Genomic DNA, 12,888 nt, shown 5'->3' with positions numbered 1-12,888 from the left:
GTTCGTATGGACCCGACGAGGACGACCGACGACCTGCCCACGCCGCCCTGGCGCAAGTCGCGACGGCAGCCGCAGCCCAAGCGGCAGCTCAGCCAGGACCTCATCATCGAGGCCGGGCTGCGCATCCTGGACGCCGAGGGCTTCGACGCGCTCAGCATGCGCCGCGTCGCCCAGGAGCTCGACACGGGCCCGGCGTCCCTGTACGCGCACGTCGCGAACAAGGAGGAGCTGCTGGAGCTGATCTACGACCGGGTGCTCGGCGAGATCCACCTGCCGCCCGAGCGGGACCCGTCCCGGTGGAAGGAGCAGCTTCGCGCGTACTGCCTGGAGGTGCACCGCGTGCTGCGCGGCCACGCCGACGTCGCCCGCGCGGCCCTCGCCACCATCCCCACGGGCCAGAACTCCGTGCGCGCCGGTGAGTTCGTCTACGGGCTGCTCATCGAGGCCGGCATGCCGCCCAGGGAGGCGTCCCTGGCGATGGACCGCCTCTCGCTCTACCTCGTCGGCGACGCCTACGAGGGCTCCCTGCACTGGGCGCGGATGCGGGCCGCCGGGCTGAGCGACCCGCAGGAGTACTTCGAGCGGTTCGCCGGCCAGATCGCCGCCTATTACCGCTCGTTGCCCGACTCGGTCTTCCCCCACCTGCACCGGCACATCGACGAGCTGGTCGCCGACGACGGCGAGGACCGGTTCCTGTACGGCCTGGAGCTGATGCTCGACGGCATCGAGGCCCGCATGCCCGGGCGACCGCAAGAGCGCTGATCTAGGACCATGTGCCGAGAGCCGCCTAGGCCCTGCGCCCGATGTGCCGGCCCGCGCCCCGCCCTAGCGTGAACGCCATGACGACGACTGTTGTGGAGGCGCCGGCGAGGACCGGCGTGGTGTCGGCTCCCTACCGGGCGCTGAGTTTCGGGCTCGTGGCGATCGTGACCCTGCTGGCGTTCGAGGCGATGGCGGTCGCCACCGCCATGCCGGTGGTGGCGCGCGAGCTGAACGGCATGCACCTGTACAACCTGGCCTTCAGCGCCACCCTGGCGGCCAGCGTGATCGCGACCGTGCTGGGCGGGCGGTGGAGCGACCGGCGGGGGCCGCTCGAACCGATCTCGGCCGGGGTGGTGACCTTCGTGGCCGGGCTGCTGCTGGCGGGCCTGGCGCCGAACATGGAGGTGTTCGTGACCGGCCGGTTCGTGCAGGGGCTCGGCGCCGGGGCCACCCAGGTCGCCCTGTACGTGCTGGTCGCCCGCGTGTACCCTGGCGCGCTGCATCCCAAGGTGTTCGCGCTGTTCTCGGCCGCCTGGGTGGTGCCGTCGATGGTGGGGCCGGCGATCGCCGGGTTCGTGGTGGAGAACGCCGACTGGCGGTGGATCTTCCTCGGCGTCTCGCTCATCGTCGTCCCGTCGGCGCTGCTGCTCTGGCGCGGCACCGCCGGCCGCGATCTCGGCGCGGGCACCGCCGCCGAGCCGGCCCCCGGCCTCGGCCGCAAGCTCGTCTGGGCAGGGGTGACCGCCGTCGCCGCCGCGCTCATCCAGTACGGCAGCGCCCTCGGGCTGACCGGACTGCCGCTGCTCGGCGCCGGGGTCGTGCTGCTCGCCGTGGCCCTGCCGAAGCTGCTGCTGCGCGGCTCGCTGCGGGCCGCGCCCGGCCTGCCCAGCGCGCCCCTGCTGCGCGGCCTGGCGTTCGGCTCACTCACCGCCGCCCAGGTGCTCATCCCCCTCATGCTCATCAACGAGCGCGGGCTCAGCGCCACCGGCGCCGGCCTGGTCCTGACGATCGGCGCGCTCGGCTGGTCCACCGGCTCCTGGCTCAAGGGCCGCGGCCGCATCAGCAACCTGCTCGCCGTCCGCGGCGGGGCCGGCATGCTCGCGACCGGCCTCGCGCTCGTGACGCTCGTGCTGGTGGACGCGGTGCCGCTGGCGCTCGCGCACGTGGCCATGGCGATCGCCGGGCTCGGCATCGGCATGCTGCACCCGACGGTCTCCGTCCTGGTGCTGGAGATGTCCGCGCCGGGCGAGGAAGGCCAGAACAGCGCGGCCGTCGGCGTCGGCGAGTCGGTCTTCACCGTGGTCGCCGTGGCGGTCAGCGGAGCCCTGTTCACCGCCACCGGCGAGAGCTACGCGACCGGGCTGCTCACCACCGTCGCGCTGGCCGTCCTGGCGTTCGCGCTGGCCCCCCGTTTGGTCAGGCCCCGGACAGCAGGCACTATGGAGGGAACCGCGCCATAAAAGGGGGGTACATGCCGCGAGTGCGGGAGCTTGAGGTGTTCCGGCTGGTCCTGCCGTTCGGCAGGAGGTCGGAGACCCTGCTCGTGAAGCTCACCGACCACGGCGGCATGACCGGGTGGGGCGAAGCGCCCTGCCCGCCGCCCAAGAGCTGGTCGAGGCTGGAGGAGACGCTGGCCGCCCTGCTCATCGGCGTCGACTGGGAGCACCCGGACGCCGTGCCGAGCGGCGACCCGGCCGTCGACATGGCCTGCTGGGACCTGTGGACCAAGATGCGCGGCGTGCCGCTCGCCGAGGCGATCGGCGGCACCCGCACCTCGCTCACGGCGACCGTCCGGCTGTCGCCCGACCCGTCGCCGGAGAGCCTGGTCAGCCGGGTCAACCAGCAGGTCTGCGCCGGCTACGGGCACGTCACGCTCGACGTGCGGCCCGGCTGGGACGTCGAGCCGGTGCGGGCGGTGCGGGCCGCGTACCCGGCGCTGACGCTCGCCGTCGACTGCGGCAACGCCTACACCGACCAGGGCCAGCTCGTCGCCCTCGACTCCTACGGCCTGGAGGTCATCGAGCGGCCCTTCGCCGCCGGCGACGTCTACGCGCACGCCGCGCTCCAGGACGAGGTGTCGGCCTCGGTGGCGGTCGAGGTCGCCTCCACCGCCGAGCTGGACGACTACCTCACCGTGCGGGCGGCGCGGGTGCTGCTGCTGCGGCCCACCTCGTTCCCGTCGCTGTCGGAGGCCCGCCGCGCCCACGACCGGGCGGCCGCGGCCGGCTGGGACATCCAGTGCGCGGGCGGCCAGGGGGCGGGCCTGGCCCGCGCGGCCACGGTCGCCGTCGCCAGCCTGCCCGGCTGCACGCTGCCCTGCGACGTCACGCAGCCGCCCCGCCAGAACCAGATCGTCACCCCGATCGTGGGGGCAGACGCGGGCGTCATCGCCGTCCCGCTGACCCAGTCGGGGCTCGGCCACGACATCGACGAGAGCCGGCTGCGTCGGATGGCCAGGGAGTCCTTCCACGCGTAGGGTGCCTACCTGATGGACAGCAGAGACGCGGACGCGATCCGGCTGGCGGGCGAGTCACTGGCGGCCGGCGACCCGGTGGGATGGTTCGAGCGGCTGTACGCCGAGTCGGCCTCGGGAGCGGCGGTCGTGCCCTGGGACTCGCGCTCGCCGCACCCCCTGCTCACCGAGTGGGGGGAGGAGCACGCGAGCGGCGCCGGGCGGGCGCTGGTGGTCGGGGCCGGGCTCGGCGACGACGCCGAGTACGTGGCCGGGCTCGGGTACGACACCGTCGCCTTCGACGTGAGCGCGTCGGCGGTGCGGCTGGCGCGCGAGCGCTTCCCCGGCAGCCGGGTGCGTTACGGGACGGCCGACCTGCTGGCCCCTCCCGGGGAGTGGCGGCGGGCGTACGACCTGGTGGTGGAGATCATGACCGTGCAGGCGCTGCCCGAGCCGCTGCACGCCGCCGCGGCCGAGGCGGTCGCCGGCTTCGTCGCGCCCGGCGGCACGCTGCTGGTGATCGCGTCGGGCCGGGAGGAGGGCGGGCCGGCGCCCGCGCCGCCGTGGCCGCTGACCCCCGCCGAGATCGCCGCGTTCGCGAGCGGCGGGCTGGAGCGGGGCCGCGTCGAGGACCTGCGCGACGGCGGCCGCCACCGCTGGCGCGCCACCTTCCACCGCCCGCCGGGCTGAGCCCTCACAGGAGGGGCAGGCCGCCCTTGTGCAGGTTGAGGCTGCTCGTCAGCGCGCCCGTCAGGATGTCCGGGACCCCGTGGAACCGGCGCCCGGCGGAGATCAGCGCGTTCCGGATGCCGTGCGCGTACCCCACCGGCCCGTCGCCGGAGACCCGGGCCGCGGCGGCGGGCGACGCCGGCACGGCCGGCAGGGTGAACGCGACGGCGGCGGCGGTGAGCAGGCAGGCGCGGCGGTACGGCATGACGGCCTCCGGTCGGCAGATGACAGGCGGGAACGCTGTCCAGGACATCACGCCCCGCCCGGCGCCCCCGCCGTCCGCCACAGCGCCCGGCCGGTTCTTTACCTTCCGGCGGCGGCCGGCGGAGCCCCGATGGGCTCCACCCGCTTCAGCACCACCGCGTACGTGAACGCCCCCAGCAGCGCCACCGCCGCGATCACCATCAGCGGCACGGTGAACGACGACGTCACGTCCACCAGGTAGCCCACCATGATCGGCCCGATGATCCCGGCGAAGTTCGAGGCGAAGTTCTGGATGCCGCCGATCGAGGCCACCTGCCGGTCGGACGGCGCCACGTCGGCGGGCAGCGACCAGATGTTGGCCGCGGCGAACGTCGAGCCCGCGTACGCCACCGACAGCAGCGCCAGCGCCATCCACGCCGCGGGCACCCACACGGCCACCCCGATCACCGTCGAGACCAGGAAGCCGCCGGCGATGAACGTCTTGCGCACCCGCGTCACGGACTCGCCCCTCGCGATGCGCCGGTCGGCGAGCCAGCCGCCCAGCCACTCGCCGCCGATGGCGACCAGCCCCGGCAACGCCCCGAACAGCCCCAGCTTGAGCAGGCTGAAGCCCCGCTCCTCGACCAGGTAGGTCGGGAAGAAGGTGAGGAAGAAGTACACGACCATGTTGAGGCAGAAGAAGCCCAGCATCATCGCCCAGATCGTGCGGTGGCGGAACAGGTCCCGCCAGCGCGTCCGCTCGTCGCCGGCGTCGCCCTCCCAGCGGGCGCCGCCCTCGCGCAGGTAGGCCAGCTCCTCCTCGCTGACGCGCGGGTGTTCCTGCGGGTCGCGGTAGGTCCGCCACCAGCCGAAGGCCCCCCGCGAGCCGGAGTCCCAGATGCCGGTGGCGAGGGCCCGCTCGTGCCGCGGGAACCACCGGCCGACGACCTTGGCGCTGGTCGTGGCGGCCGGGCTCTCGCCGACGCCGAGCAGCAGCCGCACCCCGAACAGGGTGGCGAAGCTGCTCGCCGCCGCGGTCAGCGAGGTGAAGATCGACCACCAGACGGCGGCGAAGGTGAAGGTCTTGCGCGGGCCGTGGCGGTCCACGAACCAGCCGGCGGCGAGCTGGCAGAAGTCGTACGACCAGAAGAACGCGGCGAGGATCATGCCCTCTTGCGTCTTGGACAGCCGGAACGTCTCGCCCATGAACGGCAGCGCCACGCCCAGGCCGGCCCGGTCGAGATAGTTGATGACGAGCCCGGCGAAGACGAAGCTGATCATGTACCAGCGGAGGCGGCCGCGGACCGCGCGATTCCTCCGGAGGGTGGTGGCCAGGGTGCCCAGCGACATGGAGAACCGCCTGAAAGGGCAGGTGGCGACGGCCCGGCGCAGCGTGCTGACCGAGGACGTGCACGAACGGGTGAAGAGCCTGATCATGAACGGCGACCTCGAACCCGGCAGCCGCGTCAACATCTACGCCGTGGCCCGGCTCCTCGACGTCTCCCAGACGCCGGTCCGCGAGGTGCTGGCGGCGCTGGAGTCGGAGGGCCTGCTGACCAAGGAGGCGCTGCGCGGCTACTCCGTCGCCCCCCTGCTCACCCGCGACCAGGTGGCCGACCTCTACCGGCTGCGGCTGCTGCTGGAGCCGTGGGCGGCCGGCCGGGCCGCCGAGACGGTGACCCCCGAGACCGCCGGGCGGCTGCGCGCCGAGCTGGCGAGCCTCCCGCAGGCCCCGCCCGGCACCCGCTACGAGGACTACCACGGCATCGCCGCCCACGACGCCCGCTTCCACGACCTGGTGGCCGAGCTGTCCGGCAGCCCCGCCGTCCGCGACGCGCTCCGGCGCACCCACGCCCACCTGCACCTGTTCCGCCTCGAGTACGAGGGCCGGCGCAGCGGCGAGCCCACCCTGGCCGAGCATCACCGCGTCGGCGCGGCCATCGCCGACGGCGACGCCGCCGCCGCCGAGTCGGCGATGCGCGAGCACCTGGCCGCCGCCCGCGACCGGTTCCTCAGGATTGGACCACCGACACCATGACGAAGATCGTCGCCGCCGACGCCTTCCTCGCCGACCTGCCCGTGGAGACCGTGCGGACCGACGCCGTGCAGGCGTTCGTCAAGCAGGAGACCGTCCTGGTCGAGCTGCGCACCGACGACGGCCTGGCCGGGACCGGCTACTCGTACACGATCGGCACCGGCGGCCGGGCGGTGCTGTCGATGCTCCGCGACCACCTGCTGCCGCTGCTGCCCGGCCGCGACGCCCGCGAGGTGGAGGGCGTCTGGCGCGAGCTGTTCGCCGCCACCCGCGCCACCACGGTCGGCGCGATCACCTCGCTGGCCCTCGCCGCCGTGGACACCGCCCTGTGGGACCTGCGCTGCCTGCGCGCCGGCGAGCCGCTGTGGCGCCTGGCCGGCGGCTTCCGGCAGGTCGTCCCCGTGTACGACACCGAGGGCGGCTGGCTGCACCTGCCCGCGGACGAGCTGGTCCGGGGCGCGCTGGCGGCCAGGGACGCCGGGCTGCGCGGCGTCAAGCTCAAGATCGGCCGCCCCCGGGCCGAGGAGGACGCCGAGCGCGTGGCCGCCGTCCGCGCCGCAGCCGGCCCCGGGCTGGACATCATGGTGGACGCCAACCAGTCCATGACCTACGCCGAGGCGCGGCGGCGGGCGCGGCTGCTGGAGCCGTACGACGTGTACTTCTTCGAGGAGCCGCTGCCCGCCGACGACGTGCAGGGCCACCGCGAGCTGGCCCGCTCCACCACGATCCCGGTGGCCGTGGGGGAGTCCATGTACTCCGTCGGCCAGTTCCGCGACTACCTGGCGCGCGGCGCGGCCTCGGTCGTCCAGGCGGACGTGGCCCGCGTGGGCCGCATCACTCCGTGGCTGAAGATCGCCCACCTGGCGGAGGCGTTCAACGTGGCGGTGTGCCCGCACTTCCTCATGGAGCTGCACGTCAGTTTGGTGGCGGCGGTGCCGGCCGGCGCGTACGTGGAGCACATCCCGCAGCTCCGCGCCGTCACCCGGGCCGAGCTGGCCATCGAGGACGGCCACGCCGTCGCCCCTGACGTCCCCGGCCTCGGCATCGCGTGGGACCGCGACACGCTGGAGGACCTGCGCGTAGCCTGACGTCGAGGCGAGGAGGCCCGGACATGGAGCAGCGGGAGGCACTGCACCTCAGCAACGGCGACGCCACCGACGTGCCGGGCACCGGGCTGGCCCGCCGCGTCGTGTACTGGCGCGACATCCTGCACGAGGGCCCGGTGCCCGACGCGCCGCCCGACGAGCTGCGCCTGGTCAGGGCCGGCTTCCTCGCGGCGTACGAGCACGCGGAACGCGAGGCGGTGCTGCGCGACTTCGGCGAGCGTGACCGGGCGGTGGAGGAGGGCCGCGACGGCGCGTACGTGCTGTGGTTCGAGGCCGACCTGTACGACCAGCTCCAGATCGTCCAGATCCTGGCCCGCCTGGCCGAGCTGGGCGTGCCTCCGGAACGCGTCACCCTGATCTGCATCGGCGAGTACCCCGGCTTCGCCCGCTTCGGCGGCCTCGGCCAGCTCACCGCCGCGCAGCTCCGCGAGCTGCCGGACACCGCCGCCGCCGTCCGGCTGACCCCGGAGGCGCTGGAGCTGGCCACCCGCGCGTGGGCGGCCTTCCGCGCGCCCACCCCGGAGGGGCTGGCCGGCGTCGCGGCCTCCCGGCTGGGGGAGCTGCGCTTCCTCGGGGAGGCGTTCGACCGGCTCGGCCGCGAGTACCCGGCCGTCCGGGACGGGCTGTCGCTGACCGAGCGGCGGGTGCTGGCCGCCGTCGCGGGCGGCGCGGACGACGCCGGGACGGCCTTCCAGCGGGCCGCGGCGCGCGAGACGCGGCCGTTCATGGGCGACCTCACGTACTTCAGCCGGATGGCGGAGCTGGCGCGCGGGCCGCGGCCGCTCCTCGCCCTCGGCCCGCCCGGCGGCCCCGTGACGTGGCGCACCGGCCTGCGCCTCACCGAGGCCGGCGCGGAGGTGCTGGCGGGCCGGGCCGACCGGGTCGCGCTCAACGGCATCGACCGCTGGATCGGCGGCGTGCGCCTGCACGGCCACCACGTGCCCTGGCGCTGGGACGACGGCGTCGAGGCCGTCGTCCCGGCCGAGGCGCCGGCCGGCTAGGCCGGGGCGCCGAGGGCGGCCTCCAGCAGGAGGGAGCCCGCGCCGAGCAGCGCCGCGTCCCGGCCGGCCCGGGCCGCGGCGATCTCCAGGTCGCGGGTGGCGAGCGGCAGGCAGCGCTCCCACACCGCCGCGCGGATCGAGGTGATCAGCGGTTCGGCGGCCGACAGGCTGCCGCCCACGGCCACCACGTCCGGGTTGAAGAAGTTCACCAGCACGGTCAGCACCTCGCCGATCCTGCGCCCGGCGTTGCGGACCAGGCTGGTCGCCTCGGGGACGGCGTCGTGCACCAGCCCCACGATGTCGGCCGGCCGCTCCACCGCGATCCCGGCCTCGGCCAGCGCCGACATGAGCGCGGCCCCGCTGGCGTACGCCTCCAGGCAGTCAGGATGCCCGCAGGCGCAGATCACCGAGGAGTCGGAGCGGACGCGCACGTGGCTGATGTCGCCGGCCGCGCCGCGCCCGCGGTGCAGCCGGCCGTTGACGATCACGCCGCACCCTATGCCGGTGCCGGCCTTGACGACCATGAGGTTCTCGTGGTCGGGCCACCAGCGGGCCTCGCCGGCGGCCATCAGGTTGGCGTCGTTCTCGACGAGGATGGGCAGGTCGTAGCGGGCGGCCAGGTGCTCGGCGACGGGGAAGCCGTTCCAGCCGGGCATGCGCGACGGCGTGACGACGCGCAGCGTGGCCGGGTCCACCGGCCCGGGGATGCCGGTGCCGACGCCGCGCAGCGGCACCGACCGCGGCACGTGCTCGGCCAGCAGCTCGTCGAAGGCGTCGGCCATGCGGTCGAGCGTGGCCTGCGGGCCGTCGGCGATCTCGCAGGGCCGCTCCTCGATGACGAGGGGCGCGCCGCTGAGGTCCACCAGCCCGAGCCGCACGTGGTGGGCGCCGAGGTCGGCGACGGCCAGCACGCCCGCCCCGGGGGACAGCCGCAGCCGGCGCGGGCGCCGCCCGCCGCGCGAGGTGCCCGACCCCTCCTCGGCGATGAGCCCGGCGTCGATGAGCTCCTCCACCCGCAGCGACACGCTGGAGGCGGCCAGGCCGGATAAGCGGGCCAGGTCGGCGCGCGACTCGGCCTTGCCGGTGGCGACGAGTCGCAGCAGGTCGCCGTGTGCCCCCTGCACGGGCAGCCGCTGGTTCATGTGAGATACCTACCATGGCACGACTTCCGCCGACAACGTATTGACTTGCTCCGAAATCTCCCACTACGGTCCCGCTTATCTTCGAAATCGAAGGAAGTGACCGTTCATGAAGAGGTTTGTCGCCGTTATCGCCGTCGCCCTGTTAGGGCTGGCGGCCTGTGGCGAGTCGAGCAGCCCCGCCGTGCCGGGAGTGCCCGGGGAGAGCACCCAGCCGAAGACCGACGTACTGGCCAAGGCGCCGGTCGCGGCCGCGGCCGACCTCCTGCCCGGCTCGACCATGGAGAAGATCAAGCAGCGCGGCGAGCTCCTCGTGGGCGGCTCGCTCGACGCGCCCCTGCTCTCGCAGCAGAACCCGGTGACCGGCGAGGTCGAGGGCTTCGACGCCGCGATGGGCAAGGCCCTGGCGAAGTACATCCTGGGCGAGCCGAAGGTGAAGATCGTCAACTCGGCGTCGGAGACCCGCGAGGCGCTGCTCGCCAACGGCACCGTGGACGTCGTCTTCCAGACGTACACGATCACCGAGGAGCGGGCGAAGCAGGTGGCGTTCGCCGGGCCGTACTACACCTCCGGCCTGACGATCGCCGTCAAGAAGGGCACGACCGGCATCACCAAGCCCGAGGACCTCAATGGCAAGAAGGTGCTGGCCGGCGCGAACACCCCCGCCATCCCGGCGATCAAGAAGCTGGCGCCGCAGGCCGAGATCATCACGTTCGGCAGCGACCCCGAGTGCGTGCAGGCGCTCAAGCAGGACCGCGGGGTCGCCTACGTGCAGGACGAGACGATCCTCATCGCCGACGCCCAGAAGGACCCGTCGATCGAGATCGTCACCAAGCCGTTCACCAGCGACCCGTACGGCATCGGGCTCAAGCACGGCGACGACCAGTTCAAGACGTTCGTCAACGGCTGGCTCAAGAAGATGCAGGACGCCGGCGCCTGGCAGGAGATCTGGAAGAGCTCCATCGGCACCGTGGTGACCGGCGACGCCCCGGCGCCGCCGCGGATCGGCAGCGTGCCGGGGTCCTGATGTCCGTCATCCTCGATCACCTGCCCGAGCTGTGGCAGGGCCTGATCGTGACGCTCCAGCTCACCGCCGCGTCCTTCGCGGGCGCGGTGGTGCTGGGCGTCCTGGTCTGCGCCATGCGGGTGGCCCCCGTGCAGGTGCTGCGCGCCCTCGGCACCGCCTACGTCGAGGCGCTGCAGAACCTGCCGCTGCTGGTGCTGCTCGTGCTGGCCTTCTTCGGCCTGCCCGAGATCGGCGTCAAGGCCGAGCCGCTGGTGACGGCCATCGTGGTGATCGCCTGCTACGAGGCCGCCTACATCGCCGAGGCGCTGCGCTCCGGCGTGAACTCGGTGGCCAAGGGGCAGGGCGAGGCGGCGCGGGCGATCGGGCTGACGTTCGGCCAGTCGCTGCGGCACGTCGTGCTGCCGCAGGCGCTGCGCACCGTCGTGCAGCCGATCGGCAACATCTTCATCGCCACCGCCATGAACACCGCGCTCGCCGCCGCCGTCGGCGTCGTGGACCTGACGGCGGCCGCGCAGCGGGTGAACCTGATCGAGGCCCAGCCGATCCCGATCTTCGTGGGAGCGGGCGTGGCGTACGGGCTGATCGCCGCCGTCGCCGGCTTCGTCACGGGCCGGCTCGAACGACGGCTGGTGATCCTGCGATGAGCGGCGCCGCCACCGTCCTGTTCGACGAGCCCGGGCCGCGCGCGCGGCGCCGCATCCGCCTGGCGACCGTGCTCGGCGCGCTGGCCGCGATCGCCCTGGCCGCCCTCGCCGTCCGGCAGTTCGCCGCGAACGGCCAGCTCGACGCCGTGCGCTGGCAGCCGTACACGACCTGGCCGATGTGGCGGTACCTGCTGACCGGGCTGTGGTCCACCTTCCAGGCCGCGGTCGTCGCGGCGGCGCTGTCCATGGCGCTCGGCGTCGCCCTCGCGCTCGGCCGGCTCTCGCCGTCGCCGTGGGTGCGCCGCCCGGCCGCCGGTTACGTCGAGGTGGTCCGGGTGATCCCGGCGCTGCTGCTGGTGTACGTGGTGCTGTTCGCGCTGCCGCGCTACGGGCTCGACCTGCCGCTGTTCTGGAAGCTGGTGGTGCCGCTGACCGTGTCCAACGCGGCGGCGTACGCGGAGATCTTCCGGGCCGGCATCAACTCCGTCGAGCGCGGCCAGATGGAGGCCGGCCTCGCCGTCGGACTGACCCGGTGGCGGGCGATGCGGCTGATCGTGCTGCCGCAGGCGGCCCGACGGGTGCTGCCGTCGCTGGTCAGCCAGTCGGTCGGGCTGCTCAAGGACACCTCGCTCGGCTTCGTCGTCAGCTACGGCGAGCTGCTCTACAGCGGCAAGGTGCTGGCCGCCTACAACACCCTGCTCATCCAGACGTACCTGGTCGTCGCGCTGATCTACCTGGTGGTCAACGCGTCGCTGTCCAAGCTGGCCCGCGTCCTTGAGGCGCGCCAGCGCACCGCATCCGCGAGGAGGACCCCGCGTGGGACCGCACGTGCCGCCGCCTGATCTCGCCGTGCTGGCGGAGGTCATCCGCTCGGACTTCGTCGAGAGCGTCCACTACGGCAGCGCCGTCGGCCTGGACCCGTCCGGACGGGCGGAGGTGACGCTCGGCCGGCCGGAGTCGCCGGTGCTGCCGCGCTCGTCCGGCAAGCCGTTCCAGGCCCTGGCCTGCCTGGAGGCGGGCGCCCCGCTGGCCGGGCCCCGGCTGGCGATCGCCGCCGGCAGCCACACCGGCGAGGACTTCCACGTCCGGCTCGTCCGCGACCTCCTCGCCGAGCACGGCCTCGACGCCGGCGCGCTGCGCTGCCCGCCGTCCTGGCCGGAGGACCGCCCGACCATGGAACGGCTCATCAGGGAGGGCTCAGGGGAGTCCCGCGAGCGCATGAACTGCTCCGGCAAGCACGCCGCCATGCTCGCCGCCGCCGCCGTCTCCGCCTGGCCGGTGGACTCCTACCTCTCCCCGGACCACCCCCTCCAGCGCCGCGTCCGCGCCGTCACCGAGGACCTGGCGGGCGAGCAGGCCACTCACGTCGCCGTGGACGGCTGCGGCGCCCCCCTGTTCGGCCTCTCCCTGACCGGCCTGGCCCGCGCCGTCCGGTCCCTGGTCCTCGCCGCGCCCGGCAGCGCCCCGCGCCTCGTCGCCGACGCCATGCGCGAGCACCCCGAGTACGTCGGCGGCACCGGCCACCAGAACACCGACCTCATGCGCGCCCTGCCGGGCTCCGTCGTCAAGGGCGGCGCCGAGGGCGTCCTGGTCGCCGCCCTGGCCTCGGGCCACGCGGCCGCCGTCAAGGTCATCGACGGCAGCCCCCGCGCCACCACGGCCATCGCCCTCGCGGTGCTGCGGCGCATGGGCTGCGACGTGTCGGGGGCGGAGGCGTTCGAGCAGGTCCCGGTCCTGGGCGGCGGCGCCCCGGTGGGCCGGATCGTGGTGGGCGGCAGTTTGACAGCATGACACAATGATGGTGTCATTT

At 74.1% G+C, this 12,888-nt stretch carries 14 protein-coding genes; 11 read left to right on the top strand and 3 right to left on the bottom strand.

Annotation, left to right across the window (positions count from 1 at the left end):
- Window positions 1-6 precede the first annotated feature (6 nt).
- The 4 genes from MF672_RS26465 (at window position 7) to MF672_RS26450 (ending at window position 3,904) form a co-directional block, all read left to right on the top strand.
- On the top strand, window positions 7-762 hold the full coding sequence (locus MF672_RS26465; protein ID WP_242380656.1) for a TetR/AcrR family transcriptional regulator C-terminal domain-containing protein: 756 nt from the start codon (window positions 7-9) through the stop codon (window positions 760-762).
- A 77-nt stretch (window positions 763-839) separates the two neighbouring features.
- Entirely contained in the window at window positions 840-2,222 is a 1,383-nt protein-coding gene (locus MF672_RS26460) for an MFS transporter (RefSeq protein WP_242380654.1), read from the top strand.
- Window positions 2,223-2,233: 11 nt separating this feature from the next.
- Window positions 2,234-3,238, top strand: coding sequence for an enolase C-terminal domain-like protein (locus MF672_RS26455; protein ID WP_242380652.1), 1,005 nt, complete (start codon window positions 2,234-2,236; stop codon window positions 3,236-3,238).
- Between the two features lie 12 nt (window positions 3,239-3,250).
- Window positions 3,251-3,904 (top strand): class I SAM-dependent methyltransferase, encoded by a 654-nt coding sequence (locus tag MF672_RS26450; RefSeq protein WP_242380650.1) that lies wholly within the window; start codon window positions 3,251-3,253, stop codon window positions 3,902-3,904.
- 4 nt (window positions 3,905-3,908) lie between these two features.
- Here MF672_RS26450 and MF672_RS26445 read toward each other — a convergent pair whose 3' ends face one another.
- Together MF672_RS26445 and MF672_RS26440 are read right to left on the bottom strand one after the other, a co-directional pair.
- A complete protein-coding gene (locus MF672_RS26445; RefSeq protein ID WP_242380648.1) occupies window positions 3,909-4,148 on the bottom strand; it encodes a hypothetical protein in 240 nt (79 codons plus the stop codon).
- Window positions 4,149-4,246: 98 nt separating this feature from the next.
- Window positions 4,247-5,476: an MFS transporter gene (locus tag MF672_RS26440; RefSeq protein WP_242380646.1), complete on the bottom strand. Its 1,230-nt coding sequence runs from the start codon at window positions 5,474-5,476 to the stop codon at window positions 4,247-4,249.
- Between MF672_RS26440 and MF672_RS26435 the strand changes: the two genes are divergently transcribed.
- Genes MF672_RS26435 through MF672_RS26425 form a run of 3 tightly spaced genes read left to right on the top strand, consistent with a single transcriptional unit; the run spans window position 5,475 to window position 8,268 of the window.
- On the top strand, window positions 5,475-6,164 hold the full coding sequence (locus MF672_RS26435) for a GntR family transcriptional regulator (RefSeq protein ID WP_242380644.1): 690 nt from the start codon (window positions 5,475-5,477) through the stop codon (window positions 6,162-6,164). The genes MF672_RS26440 and MF672_RS26435 overlap by 2 nt on opposite strands.
- On the top strand, window positions 6,161-7,249 hold the full coding sequence (locus MF672_RS26430) for a mandelate racemase/muconate lactonizing enzyme family protein (RefSeq protein WP_242380642.1): 1,089 nt from the start codon (window positions 6,161-6,163) through the stop codon (window positions 7,247-7,249). The genes MF672_RS26435 and MF672_RS26430 overlap by 4 nt, the downstream gene beginning before the upstream one ends.
- A 23-nt stretch (window positions 7,250-7,272) precedes the next feature.
- Window positions 7,273-8,268, top strand: a complete 996-nt coding sequence (locus tag MF672_RS26425; protein ID WP_242380640.1) for a hypothetical protein — start codon at window positions 7,273-7,275, stop codon at window positions 8,266-8,268.
- On the opposite strand, the gene MF672_RS26420 is transcribed toward MF672_RS26425, so the two are convergent.
- On the bottom strand, window positions 8,265-9,410 hold the full coding sequence (locus MF672_RS26420; protein WP_242380638.1) for an ROK family transcriptional regulator: 1,146 nt from the start codon (window positions 9,408-9,410) through the stop codon (window positions 8,265-8,267). The two genes, MF672_RS26425 and MF672_RS26420, sit on opposite strands and share 4 nt — an antisense overlap.
- 106 nt (window positions 9,411-9,516) lie before the next feature.
- Between MF672_RS26420 and MF672_RS26415 the strand changes: the two genes are divergently transcribed.
- The 4 genes from MF672_RS26415 to MF672_RS26400 are packed head-to-tail and all read left to right on the top strand — an operon-like array spanning window position 9,517 to window position 12,869.
- A complete protein-coding gene (locus tag MF672_RS26415) occupies window positions 9,517-10,434 on the top strand; it encodes a glutamate ABC transporter substrate-binding protein (protein ID WP_242380637.1) in 918 nt (305 codons plus the stop codon).
- The gene (locus MF672_RS26410; protein ID WP_242380634.1) at window positions 10,434-11,078 is read left to right on the top strand and encodes an amino acid ABC transporter permease; all 645 of its coding nucleotides are present in this window, start codon (window positions 10,434-10,436) and stop codon (window positions 11,076-11,078) included. The genes MF672_RS26415 and MF672_RS26410 overlap by 1 nt, the downstream gene beginning before the upstream one ends.
- Entirely contained in the window at window positions 11,075-11,920 is an 846-nt protein-coding gene (locus MF672_RS26405; protein ID WP_242380632.1) for an amino acid ABC transporter permease, read from the top strand. Before MF672_RS26410 ends, MF672_RS26405 begins: the two co-directional genes overlap by 4 nt.
- A complete protein-coding gene (locus MF672_RS26400) occupies window positions 11,895-12,869 on the top strand; it encodes an asparaginase (RefSeq protein ID WP_242380630.1) in 975 nt (324 codons plus the stop codon). Before MF672_RS26405 ends, MF672_RS26400 begins: the two co-directional genes overlap by 26 nt.
- Window positions 12,870-12,888: the final 19 nt, after the last annotated feature.

The sequence above is a fragment of the Actinomadura luzonensis genome (assembly GCF_022664455.2).
Taxonomy (GTDB): domain Bacteria; phylum Actinomycetota; class Actinomycetes; order Streptosporangiales; family Streptosporangiaceae; genus Nonomuraea; species Nonomuraea luzonensis.
Note: the sequence above shows the minus strand (reverse complement) of the source record. Positions and strands in the feature narration are given on the sequence as shown.

Coding starts and splice junctions, on each gene's coding strand:
- MF672_RS26450 (WP_242380650.1), top strand. CDS start 3,251: ATGGACAGCAGAGACGCGGACGCGATCCGGCTGGCGGGCGAGTCACTG.
- MF672_RS26425 (WP_242380640.1), top strand. CDS start 7,273: ATGGAGCAGCGGGAGGCACTGCACCTCAGCAACGGCGACGCCACCGAC.
- MF672_RS26410 (WP_242380634.1), top strand. CDS start 10,434: ATGTCCGTCATCCTCGATCACCTGCCCGAGCTGTGGCAGGGCCTGATC.
- MF672_RS26430 (WP_242380642.1), top strand. CDS start 6,161: ATGACGAAGATCGTCGCCGCCGACGCCTTCCTCGCCGACCTGCCCGTG.
- MF672_RS26440 (WP_242380646.1), bottom strand. CDS start 5,476: ATGTCGCTGGGCACCCTGGCCACCACCCTCCGGAGGAATCGCGCGGTC.
- MF672_RS26415 (WP_242380637.1), top strand. CDS start 9,517: ATGAAGAGGTTTGTCGCCGTTATCGCCGTCGCCCTGTTAGGGCTGGCG.
- MF672_RS26455 (WP_242380652.1), top strand. CDS start 2,234: ATGCCGCGAGTGCGGGAGCTTGAGGTGTTCCGGCTGGTCCTGCCGTTC.
- MF672_RS26435 (WP_242380644.1), top strand. CDS start 5,475: ATGGAGAACCGCCTGAAAGGGCAGGTGGCGACGGCCCGGCGCAGCGTG.
- MF672_RS26405 (WP_242380632.1), top strand. CDS start 11,075: ATGAGCGGCGCCGCCACCGTCCTGTTCGACGAGCCCGGGCCGCGCGCG.
- MF672_RS26420 (WP_242380638.1), bottom strand. CDS start 9,410: ATGAACCAGCGGCTGCCCGTGCAGGGGGCACACGGCGACCTGCTGCGA.
- MF672_RS26445 (WP_242380648.1), bottom strand. CDS start 4,148: ATGCCGTACCGCCGCGCCTGCCTGCTCACCGCCGCCGCCGTCGCGTTC.
- MF672_RS26460 (WP_242380654.1), top strand. CDS start 840: ATGACGACGACTGTTGTGGAGGCGCCGGCGAGGACCGGCGTGGTGTCG.
- MF672_RS26465 (WP_242380656.1), top strand. CDS start 7: ATGGACCCGACGAGGACGACCGACGACCTGCCCACGCCGCCCTGGCGC.